This window comes from Oscillospiraceae bacterium (assembly GCA_015067255.1).
Lineage (GTDB): Bacteria > Bacillota > Clostridia > Oscillospirales > SIG519 > SIG519.
This window is the reverse complement of record SVMS01000036.1, coordinates 1-16,915: the sequence shown is the minus strand read 5'-3', so window position 1 is coordinate 16,915 and position 16,915 is coordinate 1. Positions and strand designations below refer to the sequence as shown.

Genomic DNA, 16,915 nt, shown 5'->3' with positions numbered 1-16,915 from the left:
TTGTGTAATTCACTTTCTTTTTCATCCTGTTCACTCTCCTGAAAATATTTTACCAACATTTTCACTCTTTGAACAGTCCTTTTTCACTATACAACTTTCACCTCTTCACTATTCACTATTACTTATTACTTCCAAAAATCCTATATCAAATAACGCAGAGAATAGTGAAGAGTGAAAAAGTAAAAATCCCCATTCTTACGAATGAGGATTTTTGGTTGGGATGGCAGGATTCGGACCTGCGGAATGCCAGAGTCAAAGTCTGGTGCCTTACCGCTTGGCTACACCCCAATATAATATTATTATTTTGCCAATTTACTGTCAAAGTATCAGCTTGAATATAATACCATTTTTTTAATATTATGTCAAGCAATAAATCAGGAGACAAAGCAAATTGTCTCCTGATTTACTTTGATATTAGAAAATTTAGTTTTATGCGTTAAAAGCTTTAGCCTTTTCGCAAAGTGCTGCAAAAGCCTGAGGATCAGATACTGCTAATTCAGCAAGAACCTTTCTGTTAAGATTGATGTTTGCCTTTTTAAGACCGAACATAAATCTTGAATAGTTCATACCGTTCATTTTACAGCCTGCATTAATTCTTGTAATCCAGAGCTTTCTGAAATCTCTCTTCTTTTGTTTTCTTCCGATGTAAGCATAAGTAAGCGATTTCATAACCGCCTGATTAGCCATCTTATAATGAGTGCTCTTTGCACCGAAATAGCCCTTAGCGAGCTTTAATATTTTCTTTCTTCTTTTACGGGTCATCATAGCGCCCTTAACTCTTGCCATGGTAAAAACCTCCTTTTAACTAATTTATTATTTGTACGGAATTAAAAGCTTAACTTGCGGAGCATTTGCTGAAGCCGCATATGTGGGCTTACGAAGTCCTCTTTTACGCTTTGTTGTTTTCTTATTAAGAATGTGACGTCTTCCGGCATGGTTCATTTTAACCTTACCGCTTTTTGTGAGCTTAAATCTCTTTTTTGCACCGGTATGTGTTTTAATCTTCGGCATTTATTATTTCTCCTCTCATTAAAGTTTTAACATATATTACTTTTTATCAGTCTTTGGCACAAGGAACATAGCCATATTTCTGCCTTCCAACTTTGCAGACTTTTCAACTGTTCCGAATTCGGAACAATATTCGCCGAAACGCTCCAAAATTCCGTATCCCAGATTTGTATGAGCCATTTCTCTACCGCGAAAGCGTATAGCAACCTTTACCTTATTTCCGTTTTTAAGGAATTTTATTGCGTGATTGCCCTTTGTTTCAAAATCATGAGTGTCAATCTTCATTGAAAGATAAATTTCTTTAAGCTCAACAACCTTTTGATTTTTCTTTGCTTCTTTTTCTCTTTTTGTCTGCTCAAAGCAATACTTTCCATAATCGAGAATTTTGCACACAGGCGGAACTGCCTGAGGCGCAATTTTCACAAGGTCAAGACCCTTGGAAGCAGCAAGCTTTTGAGCTTCTTTTACAGAGGTAATGCCCAATTGAGCACCGTCATCTCCGATTAAGCGGACCTCTTTATCGCGGATTTCTTCGTTGATTTGCAGATTTTTGGCGTTAATACCTAAGCACCTCCGAAATAAAATAATATCAAAAAAGGGTGGAGAATATACTCCACCCCGAAAACACAGAAAAATAAGCATTTAACCGTATTAACCGCAGTCGCAAAACGACAGGGTGAGAGAATAATCTCTTCTTTATTGTGCAACTATAATATCACAAACTAAACGGCTTGTCAACATAAATCTATAAAAAAGTTAAATAATTTTCAAAAGTAAGGACTTTTAGTCCTCCTTGCCGTACAAATTGAAACGGAAAAGTCTTGTTTCATCTTCCTGAAGCTCACATACTATTCTTGCTTCGGAAATGTTTCCGCCTTCAATTATTTTTGCAAGACCGATAAGCTGACAAAATCTGCTTTTCAAATTAAGATGGTCGCCCTCTGTAGTAACCAGATATACATTTCCTTTACACTTATCAACCTCGTCAATAAACTCTTTCACGTCAACTCCGTGAAGTTCAAATGCACTTTTCATATTTATTCTCCTTTCTTTTTTATTTATTTAATTATATTTTATTTGTTTAAAATTGTCAATATGTCTTATTGCCAAAAAATTACTCCTAATTTTTTTGTTTTTTATTTTTTCTATTGACATTTTAAAAAAACGGATATATAATGTTTACAATTAAATTAGGGGTGCTTATTGCTGAGAGAGGTTTTTCCTCAACCCTTTGTACCTGTACGGGTAATGCCGTCGTAGGAATTATACAAAGACTTTTTGGGCTGTAAGCATATTTTTGCTTGCAGCCCTTTTGCAATTTCATTGCTCCGTAAAAGAAAGGATTTTTCATTATGAAAAACAGAAGTCTGAAAACTCTGGTGGAATGTGCTGTTATGATTGCCATGGCAACAGTATTAAGCATGTTCAAAATTATCGAGATGCCTTTAGGTGGCACTATCACTATTGCATCAATGCTTCCCATTGCCGTTTTCTCATACCGCCACGGTGTTAAATGGGGCCTTGTATGCGCCTTTTTATGCAGCTGTATACAGCTTGTTTTAGGCCTTAACAATTTAGCATACGGCAAAACCTTTTTGGCAGTTTTGGCTATTATTTTCTTTGACTACATAATTGCTTTCAGTTGCATCGGTCTTGCGGGAATATTTAAAAAGCAGAACTCTTCCATTGCTCAAACCTCACTACGTTTCGGTGCAGGGCTTACAATCTCTGTTGTTTTGAGATTTTTATGCCATCTTGTTTCCGGTGCAGTTGTCTGGTATGAGCTTACTAAAGAATGGTATCCCGACCCCGGCTACATTCACGACGTTGTCAACAGCCACGGTGCCTGGACATATTCTTTTATATATAATGTAACTTATATGGGTCCCGAGCTTGTTATAACTCTTATTTTAGGTATATTATGCATCGGTGTTATCACTAAAGCAAATTCACGATAAGTTAAAACTATAATTAGTCAAAAAGTAAATAAAAGCACTTTTAATTTTGTTGTTTTAAAAAATAAAGGATACAGAAATAGCACCCTTTTCCAAAACGGAATCAGGTGCTATTTTTCTTTTCTACCTATAAAATAATCAGCGGACACTTTATAAAAATCACATAGTTTAATTAAATCTTCAATTTTAAGTTCAGCTCTGCCTATTTCAATATGATTATAGCCTTGCTGTGATTTGTTAATTATTTTTGCAACTTGTGTCTGTGTTAAGTCTTTATCCTCTCTTAAGGCACGCATTCGTTCACGATAATTCATCAAGAACCCTCCTATATTATTTATATTATCATACTCATAAATTGAGTATTGACAATTACTCAAAAATTGAGTATAATATCAATAAATTAATATATGACGTACTTTAGGAGGTATGTATTATGAAAAAAATATTATTAGTATTGCTATTGGTTATTACAGTTTTTTCTGTAACAGCTTGTGGTAGTGAGAACATTGTTGACAATGACATCTCTGTTGCTCCGAGCCAAAAAGAAAATAGCAACAGCACAACGTCTTCCGCAAATTCTTCTACTGAGGCATCTAAATCGGATACTACAGAAAAAGAAAAGAACGGAGGAAGCTCTGATTTCAAGGCTGCAATGGATAGTTACGAAAAATTTATGAATGATTATGTTGTATTTATGAAGAAATATCAAGCTAATCCCAGTGATTTAAGTCTTCTCACTGACTATGCTGATTTTATGAGCAAATACGCAGATTTTGTAGAAGATTTTGAAAAGTGGGAAAATGAAGATATGAACGCAGCTGAAACCGCATATTACATTGACGTTCAAGCAAGAGTTAGCAAGAAATTGCTTGAAGTTGCGAAATAAGGAGAGCATTATGAATAGGAGTAAAACACTATTAGTATCAAATATCCTAGCAACACTTTATTCTGTTTATTTACTTTGTATATTCGGCGGAGCAATCATTGAAGCAGGCGGTGCTGATTTTATAGATACCATTGGAGCATACTTTGAATTAGCATTTAACATTCTTGGTATGAACTCTACCGCAGTAACAGTCCTTTATGTAATATTGGTATTACTCTGTGTACATATTGTTACATTTATTATTGGATGCTTAATCGGTTGGATTGCCTATGCAAGCAAAAAAAGTGGCACAGCCAAGCTTGCTGCTATACTCTATTTAATTGGTACAATTTGTTTTCCTGTGTATCTGTTCTTTGGGCTTCCGATTACAATTGTAGGATTTGTGGGTAGCGGAAAACAGAAAAAAATTAACAATACAACTACCACTATTTGAAATTGAAATTCTGCTTCGCCTAATACGAATAATATTTAATAACCTTATTGTTCTCATAACAAAAAAACGTACAAGCAGTACGGTTTTCAAAATGTCTAAAAAGGCTAGGAAGAACTGTTCTTTTTCTTTGTTTTATGGTATAATATTCTTGGGTAATGAAAGATGACGAAGAAAGGCTATGAGAACAGATATCAAATAGAAATGATAATACAAAAGCAATCCGGAATAAATTTACTTTTCTTACACAGAAATCCCTGCTTTGCTTAATGCAAAACAGGGATTTTCGACAGTTTGGCTGTTGCAACTGCAACAGCTTTTTTTATGCTTGATTTATAGCTCTTTCTCCAAAAGAATGATATACTATTGCCAAAATATCAGATACATTAACTTTGCCGTTTTGGTCGCGATTAGCATTTCCTGCAAGCAGCTTTACTCCTGTTAAAGTATCAGTACCGAAGCTATGCTTTACTATTGCAAAAATATCACTAACGTTTATAGTTCCGCTTCCGTTTACGTCGCCGTAAATCAAAACTGTATAGCTTGAAAGAATTTCACCTTTTGAAACTGCGTTTACAGTCATTCCTGTAGCTACGTTTCCTGTTGTAACCTTTTGTCCTTTTGCATCAAGCACCTCTATTTGAGCGCCGGATACAGAAAGCTTTTCAACAAAAGCTTCTACGGAAAGCTTATCCTTCAAATTGTAAATAAGCTTTTTTTCTTCATTCACAGTATAAACAGAGCTTTCAATTGATGAGGAAAGTCTGTAAACATTAACTGTATAAACCTTTTGAGAATTATCCCAGCCCGTAACCGTTACCGTAAAGGTATTTTTACCGTAGCTTAAGCTGCTGTTTCCTTCTAAAACTGCACTTGCAGAGCTGTCGTCAAGAGTATATCCTATTTCTGCTGTTTCCACATCGGCTTCTACATTAAATGAATAATCAAGCTTTTCTTTTTCAAAATCACTTACTGCCTGTGAATTCACAGTAATTCCCGAAAGATAATTATTTGCAGCAAATTCAAGCTCGTATACTTTTGTGCTTCTTCTGTCCTCAGAAATAACAGTTATCTTTAATTTACTTTGAGTGTTTACGTAAAAGTCCGTATTTATCAAAAAGTCATCAAGAGTTATTTCATAAAGAGCGTTCTCTTTTGTTTTAAGAAAAGCTGTTGCAAAAGCTGTATCTTTGGGAAGCAATACAATATTTTTATCATTGATTTCAGTTAAAAGTGTATCGCCTGTTTTGAAAAAATTACCGTCATAAAAATCAAATGCAGTTTCCGACAATTCCGCTTTTATACCTGCTTTTTCAGCACCTGTGATATTTAAAGTAAAATCATATTCATTTCCCGAATCAGCAACAATTTTAAAGTTATAGCTTTTTTCTTTAAAATCCGAGGTAAAATACATCACCTTGTCGCTGTATACAGCCTTTTTAGAATCAAGAGTTATAACGCTGTCAGAACTTTCTGCATTGAAATAAACGGAAAAATATTGAGTATCAAAGGGTAATTCTATATCCTGCTTATTATCAACATCAAAATATTGCTGATAGCAGATAACTGAATGAGAATTATATGCAACAATCAACCCTTCGGTTATATCCTGCTGTGAATTAGGCTCTTGCGTTACCAAAAAGCTTATACTCCTCAGTTCATCGGCTCCGTTTATTATTTTAAGATTTACTCCGTCAACAAGCTCTGTTTTTTTATTTGCTTGAATAAAGGAATTGTTATATTCAAAGCTAAGTCCGAAATCATAATCAGCCTCGGTTTGATTTATACTGAAATATTTTGCTCTTTGGGGAACTTCAAGACTGTCTTGATTATTCACCAAAACCTCGTTTATAGGGTTTAATTCGCTGTCATAAAAGCTTATATAGGCGTATTCAAGCTTTGGAGTAAGTGCTTCATTTACAAAATTCAAATTAAAGCTTTTTACGGTAGTATCGTCAAACTCAACGTCTAAGCTTATATTACCTTGCTCCACTCTGTAAGGAAGGGATATTTTCTGAGCATCAAGCTCAATATTCTTTACAAAGCCTCCAAATTCAGCATCAAGAATTGCATAGGAATAATTATCGGGGAGTATAATATCGGTATTTTGTAAAGCTTCATATTTTGAATAAGTACATATAAGTCTGTCATTCAAATCATAAAATTCAACAAAAAAGTTTTGTATATCAACAACTCCGCTTGCTGTTTTTATAAATTCGTATTCAGACACCTGACCGCTTTCGGAATTGATTGAAACAACCAAGCTGTCAGAACTCATTTCTATTTCACTGTTCTGCTCTATTTTTTGTCCGTTGCAATAAAGTTCTGCTTCTTTATCGTTATAAAGCTGAGCAAAAAGCTTGATTTTTTCGGTACTTAACGGAACGGCAAATTTATATTCACCTCTGCCGTAATTATGGGTTTGGAAAAATTTCACGGAATTATATTCATTCAAAGCCGTAATTTCAAGAGTTTTAAGACTGTCAAAAACAGCAGGAGCATTATCTACAATAATAGTGACAGTAAAGCTTTTTTCTCCCGCTATAATAGAAAATACTGTTTCCTTGCCTTCAAGCAAAAGATATTCTATTCCCTCATAACCTACAACCTCAAAGCTTGTATCGGGTGCAAGCTCCGGATAAAAGGATACGCTTGTTGCGTTATGGGCAACTACTAAGAAATACTCATCATTATTTTCATTAAAATCCGCAATTCTGATGCTTTCAATCAAGCTGTCATCTGCGTAGCTTTTAACCTCAAGCTGACTTATAAATTCATTTGTTTCTTTTACAAGCTTTATAGTATAGCTTACAGTATTGTCATTTATAGATACTACTGTAACATTTTGAGAGGTCTGCACTTCAAGGGAAGATGTTTTGTTGCCGTTAATCCAAATTTCACCGTCTACCGAAAAAACGTCTACTTTAGCTTTCTGAGTATTTTCATTTATATAAAAAGTATGTACAGGCGAAGAGCCAATCTGCACGCTTTGAGAATAACTGTCATCAAAGGTAATTTCAATGCCTGTTATATTCTGTGCAAAGATATTAAAGGGCAAGCACATAAAAATTAAAACTATAGCGCTCAACGCTGTTATAATTCTTTTTAGTTTCAAAACTCTTCACCTCTTTATTATTTTATCATATTCTTATCCATTGGGCAAGTTATTTCAGGATATTACATAAATTGGACTGCTTTTCAAATCATTAAGACTTATATTGATTTTATCACTGCACATTGACGCAAATTCTGTCGCTCTGCTTTCTGCATCAAAAACCAAAGTGCTTGTAAGCTCTTTTCTGCCGTCTGCAGGTTTTGTAATAACGGGAAGCGTTGCCGTTTTTTTCATTTGTTTTAAAAGCTCTCTGCCTTTATCATTAAATGCAAGCACCTTTAAATAGTCGGGCTTTCTATTGAGATAAGCTTTATCAATTTCAAAAAAGGAAAAAAGAACTATTCTTCTTATTCTTGACATAGTATATCTTTTTGTTTTTATGAGGGCATACAGTTCATCTAAGCTTTGAGCTTTGGAAAGCGCCGAAATCATACGGTATTCAAGACCCTCTGAAATGTCAAGAATTTCATTTAAGCTCTGTGCATCCATATTTTGAAGCTTATATAAAACTGCTCTTTGCATTTTTTCCATACTGCTTATCAAAAAGCCTTCTTTTTTCTGCTTTTCTATTTTATGGGCAACAAAATCAGGAAGAGCTTCTTTATAGCTTTCATCCCATTGGTTAATCAGCCTTCGTATATAGCTTGCACTTGCAAAGCCTTCGTTTATACCTTCCTCAATATGCTGTGCATTTTTACGAAGTACGGTTATCGGCTCAAGTACGCTGTTTTGCTTTTCTAATTCATAAAGATACTCCACAGCTAAAATATCGTTTGACTTATCAAGCTTATCGGCGGAAAGGCTGTTGCCCAAAGCATTTGCATAGCTTTTGCCTTGACTCAATGCTTCTTTTATTTTTTCACTCTGCCCTTTTGAATGAAGCTCTTGACAAAAGCTTTTAAGCCTATCTATATCTCCGCTTTCACTTCCAAAGCTTAAAAAGCCTTCAAGCCCTGTCATATTTGCAAGATGTATTGTGGCTGAGGCAAATCCGTTTGCCGACATAGAGGAAAAAGGAAACGGCAATTCAAAAACTATATCTGCACCGCCTTCAACAGCGCACTGTGCACGTTGCCATTTGGAAAGCAAAGAGGGCTCACATCTTTGTACCATACTTCCGCTCATTATAATTGCTACGCTGTCACAGCCTGTAATTTCTTTTGTTTTTTCAATTTGATATCTGTGCCCTGAATGAAAGGGATTATATTCGGCTATAATGAATGCAGTAGACACCGTTCTTTGCCTCCTTTTTCATTTATTTTACAAAAATAAAAAAAACACTTGAAAAGTCGATTGAAAGTATATATAATATTATAATGGATTTCCAAGACGATATCAACATCTTTTTTCGTCATTATTTTATATAATTTTTGGGAGGAATATAATGAAAATTCTTGTAATCAATTGCGGTAGCTCTTCTTTAAAGTATCAGCTGTTCAATATGGAGTCAAACCAAGTGCTTGCAAAAGGTATGTGCGACCGTATAGGCATTGAAGGCGGTCTCTTCAAGCACAAAGGAAACGGAGACGAAATCAAAAAGAGCGTGCAGATGGCAAACCACGCTGAAGCTATAAAGCTCGTTTTAGATGCTCTTCTTGATAAAGAGTACGGCGTTTTGAAGAGCGCAAGCGAAATCACTGCTGTAGGCCATAGAGTTCTTCACGGCGGCGAGAAATTCTCAGGAAGCGTTCTTATTGACGATTCCGTTATTGCTGCTATCGAGGAATGCTGTGAGTTAGGACCGCTTCATAACCCTCACAATCTTACAGGTATCAAAGCATGTGAAGAAATCTTAGGAAGCGATATCCCTCAGGTTGCTGTATTTGATACAGGCTTCCATCAGACAATGCCTGATTATGTTTATATGTATGCTCTTCCTTATGAGTATTATGAAAAATACAGAATCCGCCGTTACGGCTTCCACGGCACATCTCACCGTTACGTAAGCGGCAGAGCTGCTGTTGTTTTAGGCAAAAAGCCCGAGGATTTAAAAATCGTTACCTGCCACCTTGGAAACGGCTCTTCAATATCTGCTGTTATGGGCGGCAAGTGCTTTGATACAACTATGGGTCTTACTCCTCTTGAAGGAATTATGATGGGTACCCGCTGCGGTTCTATCGACCCTGCTATTATCCCCTTGCTTATGGAAAAAGAAGGTCTTTCTCCCAAGGAGATTGATACTGTTATGAACAAAAAGTCCGGTATCCTTGGCGTTTATGAGAAATCAAGCGACAACAGAGATATCGAGCAGGCTGCAAAAGACGGCGACGAGAGAGCTCAGCTTGTTGAAAGTATGCTTTGCCATCAGCTTGTTAAATACATCGGCGGTTTTGCCGCTGCTATGGGCGGTATCGACGCTGTAGTATTCACAGGCGGTATCGGTGAAAACAATCCTCATTACAGAAAGCGTATTGCAGATAAGCTCAAATTTATGGGCGCAGGCATCGACGATGAGAAGAATAAGCTAAGAGGCGTTGAGCTTGATATTTCTTCTCCCGAGGCTACATTGAGAACATTGGTAATTCCTACAAACGAGGAATTGACTATTGCTCTTGATACAAAGGAAATCGTTTCTGCTCTTTAATTCTATATAAAGTTAAACTCCTATGGCAATCAACTGTCATAGGAGTTTTTTATTGTGAAAACAAGAAGATTTTGAGGCACCCGCCTGCATTTTCAATGCATAGGCGGGGTCAGGTTGTTATTGTATAATAAAAAGTGCCTGAGCTGTTTTTTCGATAGATCAGGCACTTTTTAATAATTATTGATCTTTTAATTTACTTTTTAAGAACTGATATATGCTATAGGGAATTCTGATATTGTCAGCAAAGCCAAGCTTAATCTCAGGTCTGTACGTTCCGTGATAATCGCTTCCGCCTGTAACAATAAGGTCATTTTCCTTTGCAAGCTCAATTAAATATTTAGCATTTTCCATTCCTGAAGAGAAATGGATTGCCTCTACTCCGTCAAGCCCCATAGCCTTCATATTTTTAATTTCCTGAGTTGCTTCCTCTCTGGAAAGCCTTACAGCACTTCCGAAAGGATGTGCCCATACAATTACTCCGCCTACTCTATGTACATTTTCAATTACTTCCTGCAAAGTAAAAGCATCTTCATTAAAAATTTTCTTCGGACCTAATATAAGCTCCCTTTCTGCTTCAAACGGAGTTTCAAAATATCCGTTTTCGCACAGAAGACATAAAACATCATAAACCATAAGATATTTTTTGTTTTTAGAAGGAACATCTACTTTATATCCGTTTTTCTTTAAACAATTTAAAAATTTGCCTGCAATCATTGAAGGGTTACTGTTTTTTAGCAAATTAAAATAAGATTGGAGTCCCAAAAAGCCATCACGCGTAAAATAAGCTAAAAAATGAAAGGGATATATATAATCTACATCAATTTCAATTGCAGGAATTACGTCAACGCCGTACTCTTCTCCTATACAAATAGCATCTTCAACCGCATCAAAGCTGTTGTGGTCTGTAATAGCAATTGCTTTAAGTCCTTCTTCTGCCGCTATTCTTATACAGTCTTCAACAAAATCCGAACCGTCAGACCTATTGGTATGTATATGGAGATCAACATATTTACTGCTTTCCATACATACCTCCTATTTTATTCTGATTTTATTTCTGTTTCTGCAGGACTTACTACAGTTTCCGATTGTGCAGGGGTTACCACTGTCTGCGCATTGATTTCATTTTCTGTAACAACTATATTTTCCGCTTTTATTTCGGTCTCTGAAGCTACTTTATCTTTTTTCTTTTTAGTCTTTTTATTTGGAGCTTCATAGCCGTAGCCATAACCGTAACCGTAGCCGTATCTGTTTCTGTAAGAGCCGTAGCCATAGCCATAGCCGCTGTAATAATATTTATAATAGTAGCTGTTCTTCGAAAGAATTGAACCTACTTTATTAAATACGATACCTAAAACACAAGCGCCTGCACGGTCAAGATGCTCCTTTGCATTCTTCAACTCAGCAGTTGTTGCAGCGCCTTCACCCGATACTATAAGGCAAGCATCAGATACGTGAGAAATAAGAGCTGCGTCGGTAACAACGCTTACAGGAGGGGTATCAACAATTACAACATCATACATCCTTCTGAGCTGGTCAAAAAGCTCTGTAAAATAAAGTGAGGAATAAAGCTCAGTAGGGTCATACATACTGGGACCTGCAGGAAGCACGTCAAGCTTAACCTCTTCTATTGTGTGTATAGCTTCTTCAAGAGTAATCTGCTTTTTCAAAAGCTTAGAAAGACCGTTAACCTTACTTATACCAAACATCTGATGAACAGAAGGCTTTCTGATATCACAGTCAACCAATAAAACACGTCTTCCCGTCTGCGCAAAAGAAACAGCAACGTTACAAGCTGTTGTTGTTTTACCTTCACCTGCAACAGAGCTTGTAATAAATATAATCTGAGGTAAAGTTCCGTTTTTGGAATACAAAAGATTAGTACGAAGCTTTCTGTATTCCTCTGCTGCCTGAGAACGTTTTTTTGTATGAATAACAAGTGTTTTTCCTATTTGAGACATAACTTGTAAGCTCCAATCTGATAAAGTATTTAAAGCAACATTTCCAATTAGGCGTCATCAGAAAACATCATAATATTTCCTATAATTGACAAGCCTGTAACAGCCTTCAGTCTTTCACTTGTTTTTACTGTATCGTCAAAATATTCGGAAATGAAAATAATACCTGCGCCGAGAATAAGACCTATTAAAAATGCAACGAGCATATTCACCAGCTTGTTAGGCTTTATGGGAGCCGAAGGCACCTTTGCCTTATCTATTATATGAACAAGACTTATTTTATCATATCCGTTAACGTTTATAATACTGTCAAAGTCTTCAACGAAAGCCTCTGTCATCGCATTGGCATATGCGGCGGCTTTTGTCGGGTCAAGGTCTGTTACTGAAATATTGAGAATATGTGTATCCTCCTTAGCGGAAGCATAAACGCCTGCAAGAAGAGTTCCGGCAGAAGCAGGGCGGATTTTTTCATCAACGAGAGTCATCGCCTTTTCGGCAATACGGTTACTCTTTATAATTTCAATACTCGTTTTAAGTAATGTTTGTCCTACATTCAAGTCGCTTATAATATTGTTGGTAGTATCTGATTTCTTATACATAAATACGGTTGAAGTTGCCTGATATACCGGCTTTGCAATAGCAAAGGTATAAACTCCTCCTATAATCAGAGTTGCTACTGTCATTATAGCTATAATCCACCATTTTCTTACTATAACGAAAATTATATATTTTATGTTTATAACGTTGTCATCAGTTGAACCCTCAAAGGTTACCTGGTCGACAGCGTTATTTTGCACCAAAAGATTGTCATAAGCGCTGTTCATATGCAATATCCTCCTAATAGCTTACTCTTTTCCACCATATAATACTTTAATATGTTACCACACTTAAACAAAAAAATCAAGTTATTTTAAGATAAAACATACTTATTTTTTTGAACACTTAAGACACATAAAAAAATATTACTGCCTCAATTTGTTATGTCTGTACAAATTGAGGCAGTTAGTTGTGTAGTGAGTTTTTATGTATTATTTTTCCAAATATGATACTATTTTATAGTTTTGAGTTGTTTGGTCCTGTTCAAGAGTTAAAATCATTGTTTTTTCGGGCGAATCAGTAGGGATTTTATTATTCGTTGCAATATTATAAGGATAAAAAGCTACTGTAAGCACCCGTCCGTTATCAATCTTTTTATTCGATGTGATAAACCACATATACTCAGGCTCTATGGCCTTTGCCGGAATTTCATAGCTTTGAGTTTTTAAATCATAAACAAACTCGTCAACCGTTTTATCCGTTATTGTTATTGAAGGAAGCATTTTTCTTACCGCTGACAAAACGTCTGCCGCAGGGACTATCGTCTCCTCCTCCTCGTTCTTTTTATATTGAACATTGCTTTCGGATTTTATGCACTGCATAATTCCAAGCTCTATAGCACAGTCATTATCAGCTTTAGAGGATTGCTCAAAGGCAGGAAAATCGGCAGTAAAAAACCATTCAAAATATTTTTCAAAAAACTCTTCGTTTTGTTCATTGGTATTTTTATCGGTAGAGCTTTGAGCCTCGTTATTTGTAATACTGCTTTGAACAATATCGTTTTGCTCTGTTCCATCATTTTCCCAGCTTTCAGGAATTTCAAAAGGAAGAGGAAGCAAGGTTGCGATTTTTTTAAAGTTAAAGCCTATAAAAAAGGCAAGGCATATTACCGCCAACGATATCAGCACCGCAACTATTTGTTTTTTTGAACTATTTTTATTTTCTTTTCTGTCAGACCTATTCATATAAGTCCTCCTTCACAAAGACAAAGCTCTATCTTATTTGTCCGTTTCCGTTAATTATATATTTTGTACTTGTAAGCGCTTCAAGTCCCATAGGGCCTCTGGCATGTATTTTTTGAGTAGATATTCCTATCTCAGCTCCAAAGCCAAATTCAAAGCCATCGGTAAACCTTGTTGAAGCATTTACATATACCGCTGCAGAATCAATTTCCTTTTGGAATTTATGGGCATTTTCATTGTCCTCAGTAATAATTGCTTCACTGTGCGCCGTGCTGTGTTCATTGATAAATTCAATTGCTTCATCAACACTGTCAACAATTTTACAGGAAATAACATAATCAAGATATTCACGATAAAAATCATCTTCCTGCGCTCTGACACAGTCAATTATTTGACAAGTTTTTTCACAGCCCTTTATTTCAACATCTTTTTCTTTGAGTACCTTAGAAATCACAGGTAAAAACTCACCTGCTACAGAGCTGTGTACAACTAAGCTTTCAGCAGCATTACAAACGGAAACACGGGATGTCTTTGCATTTACAATAATTTCTGCAGCCATATTCAAATCGGCACTTTTGTCAACAAAAATATGGCAGTTTCCCGTACCTGTTTCAATAACGGGAACTGTTGCGTTCTCAACTGCAGCCTTTATAAGCCCTGCACCGCCTCTTGGAATTAAAACATCAACATATTTATTAAGCTTCATAAGAGCTGTTGCTGTTTGTCTGTCGGTATTTTCAACTGTGTTGATACAGTTTTTATCAAGTCCTGCTTTTTCTATGGCTTTTCGCATAATTTCAGTCAGCACAAGATTTGAATTTATAGCTTCTTTTCCGCCTCTTAAAATTACCGCATTTCCCGATTTAAGACAAAGCGCCGCCGCATCAACAGTAACATTGGGACGGGACTCAAAAATTATGGCAATTACCCCTAAAGGCACTCTCATTCTTCCGATTTTTAACCCGTTCGGACGGGTCCATTCACTATCAATAACACCAACAGGGTCATTAAGCTCAATTAACTTGCGCACACCTGTTGCCATATCTGCTATTCTTTTTTCGTTAAGAGCAAGTCTGTCAATCATTTGACCGCTTATTCCGTTTTGCTGAGCATTATCAATATCCTTTTTATTCTCTTGCAAAATTAAAGCTACGTTATTTTCAAGCTCCTTTGCAATATATTCCAACGCCGTATTCTTTAAAGCCGTTTGTGCTGTTGCTAAGGAATAGCTTGCTTTTTTTGCTCTTTTTCCCAATCCTTCAATGTATTCCATTAAATTCCCTCCGCTGTCGCATCGGGCAAAAACTCTGTGCCAACTCTTTTGTTTTCAAGAATATCGTATAAAACAGAAGGCTTTTCACCGGATACAATTTTCATTTTAATTCCGCTTTTCATAGCAATTTCTGCCGCATGAAGCTTAGTTATCATTCCGCCTGTTCCGAATTTACTTCCTACCTCCGATGCATTGTCAAGCATTTCTTTGGTAATTTTAGTAACGGTAGGAATCAAAACAGCATCGTGATATTCACGGGGGTTTTTATCATAAAGGCCGTCAATATCTGTCATCAAAACCAATAAATCAGATTCAGTAAGGTCTGCAACAATTGCAGAAAGTGTATCATTGTCGCCAAAAAGCAGCTCTTCTGTAGATACTGTATCATTCTCATTTACAATGGGAATACAGTTAAATTTCAAAAGTCTGTCGAAAGTATTTATAACGTTATTTCTGCGATTATCACAATCAGTTACATCCTTTGTAAGCAGTACCTGCGCTACGTTATGATGATATTCGGAAAAAAGCTTATCATAAATAGACATAAGCTCCGACTGTCCTACAGCGGCAGCCGCTTGCTTTTCAGGTACTGTATCAGGTTTTCCCGCAAGGCCTAACTTTGAAACGCCCACGCCAATCGCTCCCGAAGAAACGAGAACTACTTGTATACCGGAATTAACAATATCCGAAATAGTTCTTACTAATTCTTCAAGTCTTTTTAAATTAAGCTTTCCTGTGTCGTGCGTCAAGGTCGATGTTCCTACCTTAACGGTCATTCTTTTAACCTTATTCATTATTTGTAAAATACAGAAGAATAATGCCAACTCTTACTGTATTTTCAACCTCCCTAAAAGATTGTGTTTTTTCAATGGTAAAATTCATTATACAAAATACAATAAAAAAAGTCAAGTTTCTCATATGGGCAAGCAATAAAATTTATCTTTTTTAAAATTAAGTATTGACAAACAAAAACAAATGTAGTATACTATCTAAGCACTGACAAATGCGGGTGTAGTTCAATGGTAGAATGCAAGCCTTCCAAGCTTGACACGTGGGTTCGATTCCCATCACCCGCTCCACTATGCCGCCTATAAGGCGGCATTTTGTTTATACTTATCGAGATGTGGCGCAGTTGGGGACGTTTGCGACCGCCGCCGGTGGCGGATTAAGGGAGCAAAAAGGAGTGGCAGCGGTCGAAATTTTGCGAAGCGAACAGCGAGCAATAAATTTCGGGCACCGCAACAGGAAGTGCAGCGGACAACTGCGTTTATAATAATTTAATATATTATCGGGGTGTGGCGCAGTTGGGGAGAAACGGCGCACGCCGCCTGTGGCGGATGCAGTAAGCCGTTTTGAGTGGCAGCAACTTGGCGATTGGCAAGTGTGCTACACACGAAGACAGAGCCTTAGTTGCAACAGGAAGCGCAGTGGACAACTGCGTTTATAACAATTTAATATATTATCGAGGTGTGGCGCAGTTGGGGAGAAACGGCGCACGCCGCCTGTGGCGGATGCAGTAAGCCGTTTTGAGTGGCAGCAACTTGGCGATTGGCAAGTGTGCTACACACACGAAGACAGAGCCTTAGTTGCAACAGGAAGCGCGCTTGCTTTGGGACTGTGAGATAGGTAATTCAAGTAAAATCCCATACACCTCAAAAAAGCCTTTAATACTGCGGTTTTTCCGCTTTCCTTTTTTCTAAGAATGTGCTATAATAGCCTTACGACCACATAGTGTCCCACAGTTGCGGAATTTCTGTAAAAATCCGAGCATAAAATTGAATATTTCGAGGTGTGGCGCAATTGGTAGCGCGCTTGCTTTGGGACTAAGAGAACGGCTCAAACCCCTAACCTTGAAAACCCGCATAAACACTGGGTTTTTCGCACTTTCAAATCTCTGTTTTTGAGGTTTGACCCTATATTTGACCACAACT

Annotated in this window: 17 protein-coding genes, 3 tRNA genes and 1 riboswitch; of the genes, 6 read left to right on the top strand and 14 right to left on the bottom strand. The window is 36.7% G+C overall.

Annotation, left to right across the window (positions count from 1 at the left end; translation table 11 throughout):
- Positions 1-212: 212 nt before the first annotated feature.
- The 5 genes from E7480_07765 to E7480_07745 form a co-directional block, all read right to left on the bottom strand.
- A tRNA-Gln gene (locus E7480_07765) sits at positions 213-288 on the bottom strand.
- 141 nt (positions 289-429) lie between these two features.
- Positions 430-786: a 50S ribosomal protein L20 gene (gene rplT, locus E7480_07760; protein MBE6904486.1), complete on the bottom strand. Its 357-nt coding sequence runs from the start codon at positions 784-786 to the stop codon at positions 430-432.
- A gap of 27 nt (positions 787-813) precedes the next feature.
- Entirely contained in the window at positions 814-1,011 is a 198-nt protein-coding gene (gene rpmI, locus E7480_07755; GenBank protein ID MBE6904485.1) for a 50S ribosomal protein L35, read from the bottom strand.
- A gap of 36 nt (positions 1,012-1,047) precedes the next feature.
- A complete protein-coding gene (locus tag E7480_07750; GenBank protein MBE6904484.1) occupies positions 1,048-1,650 on the bottom strand; it encodes a translation initiation factor IF-3 in 603 nt (200 codons plus the stop codon).
- A gap of 141 nt (positions 1,651-1,791) precedes the next feature.
- Positions 1,792-2,043: a hypothetical protein gene (locus E7480_07745; protein MBE6904483.1), complete on the bottom strand. Its 252-nt coding sequence runs from the start codon at positions 2,041-2,043 to the stop codon at positions 1,792-1,794.
- Between the two features lie 147 nt (positions 2,044-2,190).
- Positions 2,191-2,289, top strand: a riboswitch (TPP riboswitch).
- Positions 2,290-2,360: 71 nt separating this feature from the next.
- Between E7480_07745 and E7480_07740 the strand changes: the two genes are divergently transcribed.
- The gene (locus E7480_07740) at positions 2,361-2,966 is read left to right on the top strand and encodes an energy-coupled thiamine transporter ThiT (GenBank protein MBE6904482.1); all 606 of its coding nucleotides are present in this window, start codon (positions 2,361-2,363) and stop codon (positions 2,964-2,966) included.
- A gap of 107 nt (positions 2,967-3,073) precedes the next feature.
- Here E7480_07740 and E7480_07735 read toward each other — a convergent pair whose 3' ends face one another.
- On the bottom strand, positions 3,074-3,277 hold the full coding sequence (locus tag E7480_07735) for a helix-turn-helix transcriptional regulator (protein ID MBE6904481.1): 204 nt from the start codon (positions 3,275-3,277) through the stop codon (positions 3,074-3,076).
- A gap of 119 nt (positions 3,278-3,396) precedes the next feature.
- Between E7480_07735 and E7480_07730 the strand changes: the two genes are divergently transcribed.
- Both E7480_07730 and E7480_07725 read left to right on the top strand, forming a co-directional pair.
- Complete coding sequence (locus tag E7480_07730; GenBank protein MBE6904480.1) at positions 3,397-3,849, top strand: hypothetical protein; 453 nt, start codon at positions 3,397-3,399, stop codon at positions 3,847-3,849.
- A gap of 10 nt (positions 3,850-3,859) precedes the next feature.
- Positions 3,860-4,282, top strand: coding sequence for a hypothetical protein (locus tag E7480_07725; protein MBE6904479.1), 423 nt, complete (start codon positions 3,860-3,862; stop codon positions 4,280-4,282).
- A 319-nt stretch (positions 4,283-4,601) separates the two neighbouring features.
- Here the strand turns inward: E7480_07725 and E7480_07720 are convergent, their stop codons facing one another.
- Together E7480_07720 and E7480_07715 are read right to left on the bottom strand one after the other, a co-directional pair.
- Entirely contained in the window at positions 4,602-7,394 is a 2,793-nt protein-coding gene (locus E7480_07720) for a hypothetical protein (GenBank protein ID MBE6904478.1), read from the bottom strand.
- A 54-nt stretch (positions 7,395-7,448) separates the two neighbouring features.
- The gene (locus E7480_07715) at positions 7,449-8,627 is read right to left on the bottom strand and encodes a nucleotidyltransferase family protein (protein MBE6904477.1); all 1,179 of its coding nucleotides are present in this window, start codon (positions 8,625-8,627) and stop codon (positions 7,449-7,451) included.
- A 151-nt stretch (positions 8,628-8,778) separates the two neighbouring features.
- Between E7480_07715 and E7480_07710 the strand changes: the two genes are divergently transcribed.
- Positions 8,779-9,978 (top strand): acetate kinase, encoded by a 1,200-nt coding sequence (locus E7480_07710; protein MBE6904476.1) that lies wholly within the window; start codon positions 8,779-8,781, stop codon positions 9,976-9,978.
- A 177-nt stretch (positions 9,979-10,155) separates the two neighbouring features.
- On the opposite strand, the gene E7480_07705 is transcribed toward E7480_07710, so the two are convergent.
- The 6 genes from E7480_07705 to proB form a co-directional block, all read right to left on the bottom strand.
- Positions 10,156-11,001, bottom strand: coding sequence for a PHP domain-containing protein (locus tag E7480_07705; protein MBE6904475.1), 846 nt, complete (start codon positions 10,999-11,001; stop codon positions 10,156-10,158).
- Between the two features lie 14 nt (positions 11,002-11,015).
- Complete coding sequence (locus tag E7480_07700) at positions 11,016-11,936, bottom strand: CpsD/CapB family tyrosine-protein kinase (protein MBE6904474.1); 921 nt, start codon at positions 11,934-11,936, stop codon at positions 11,016-11,018.
- 47 nt (positions 11,937-11,983) lie between these two features.
- On the bottom strand, positions 11,984-12,757 hold the full coding sequence (locus E7480_07695) for a hypothetical protein (GenBank protein MBE6904473.1): 774 nt from the start codon (positions 12,755-12,757) through the stop codon (positions 11,984-11,986).
- Between the two features lie 204 nt (positions 12,758-12,961).
- Positions 12,962-13,714: a hypothetical protein gene (locus tag E7480_07690; protein MBE6904472.1), complete on the bottom strand. Its 753-nt coding sequence runs from the start codon at positions 13,712-13,714 to the stop codon at positions 12,962-12,964.
- A 28-nt stretch (positions 13,715-13,742) separates the two neighbouring features.
- Positions 13,743-14,984, bottom strand: coding sequence for a glutamate-5-semialdehyde dehydrogenase (locus E7480_07685; protein MBE6904471.1), 1,242 nt, complete (start codon positions 14,982-14,984; stop codon positions 13,743-13,745).
- Entirely contained in the window at positions 14,984-15,778 is a 795-nt protein-coding gene (proB, locus tag E7480_07680; protein MBE6904470.1) for a glutamate 5-kinase, read from the bottom strand. Before proB ends, E7480_07685 begins: the two co-directional genes overlap by 1 nt.
- Positions 15,779-15,989: 211 nt before the next feature.
- On the opposite strand from proB, the gene E7480_07675 reads away from it, so the two are divergent.
- Positions 15,990-16,063, top strand: a tRNA-Gly gene (locus E7480_07675).
- A gap of 706 nt (positions 16,064-16,769) precedes the next feature.
- Positions 16,770-16,838 (top strand) — tRNA-Pro (locus E7480_07670).
- Positions 16,839-16,915: the final 77 nt, after the last annotated feature.

Coding starts and splice junctions, on each gene's coding strand:
- rplT (MBE6904486.1), bottom strand. CDS start 786: ATGGCAAGAGTTAAGGGCGCTATGATGACCCGTAAAAGAAGAAAGAAA.
- rpmI (MBE6904485.1), bottom strand. CDS start 1,011: ATGCCGAAGATTAAAACACATACCGGTGCAAAAAAGAGATTTAAGCTC.
- E7480_07750 (MBE6904484.1), bottom strand. CDS start 1,650: ATGCTTATTTTTCTGTGTTTTCGGGGTGGAGTATATTCTCCACCCTTT.
- E7480_07745 (MBE6904483.1), bottom strand. CDS start 2,043: ATGAAAAGTGCATTTGAACTTCACGGAGTTGACGTGAAAGAGTTTATT.
- E7480_07740 (MBE6904482.1), top strand. CDS start 2,361: ATGAAAAACAGAAGTCTGAAAACTCTGGTGGAATGTGCTGTTATGATT.
- E7480_07735 (MBE6904481.1), bottom strand. CDS start 3,277: ATGAATTATCGTGAACGAATGCGTGCCTTAAGAGAGGATAAAGACTTA.
- E7480_07730 (MBE6904480.1), top strand. CDS start 3,397: ATGAAAAAAATATTATTAGTATTGCTATTGGTTATTACAGTTTTTTCT.
- E7480_07725 (MBE6904479.1), top strand. CDS start 3,860: ATGAATAGGAGTAAAACACTATTAGTATCAAATATCCTAGCAACACTT.
- E7480_07710 (MBE6904476.1), top strand. CDS start 8,779: ATGAAAATTCTTGTAATCAATTGCGGTAGCTCTTCTTTAAAGTATCAG.
- E7480_07705 (MBE6904475.1), bottom strand. CDS start 11,001: ATGGAAAGCAGTAAATATGTTGATCTCCATATACATACCAATAGGTCT.
- E7480_07700 (MBE6904474.1), bottom strand. CDS start 11,936: ATGTCTCAAATAGGAAAAACACTTGTTATTCATACAAAAAAACGTTCT.
- E7480_07695 (MBE6904473.1), bottom strand. CDS start 12,757: ATGAACAGCGCTTATGACAATCTTTTGGTGCAAAATAACGCTGTCGAC.
- E7480_07690 (MBE6904472.1), bottom strand. CDS start 13,714: ATGAATAGGTCTGACAGAAAAGAAAATAAAAATAGTTCAAAAAAACAA.
- E7480_07685 (MBE6904471.1), bottom strand. CDS start 14,984: ATGGAATACATTGAAGGATTGGGAAAAAGAGCAAAAAAAGCAAGCTAT.
- proB (MBE6904470.1), bottom strand. CDS start 15,778: ATGAATAAGGTTAAAAGAATGACCGTTAAGGTAGGAACATCGACCTTG.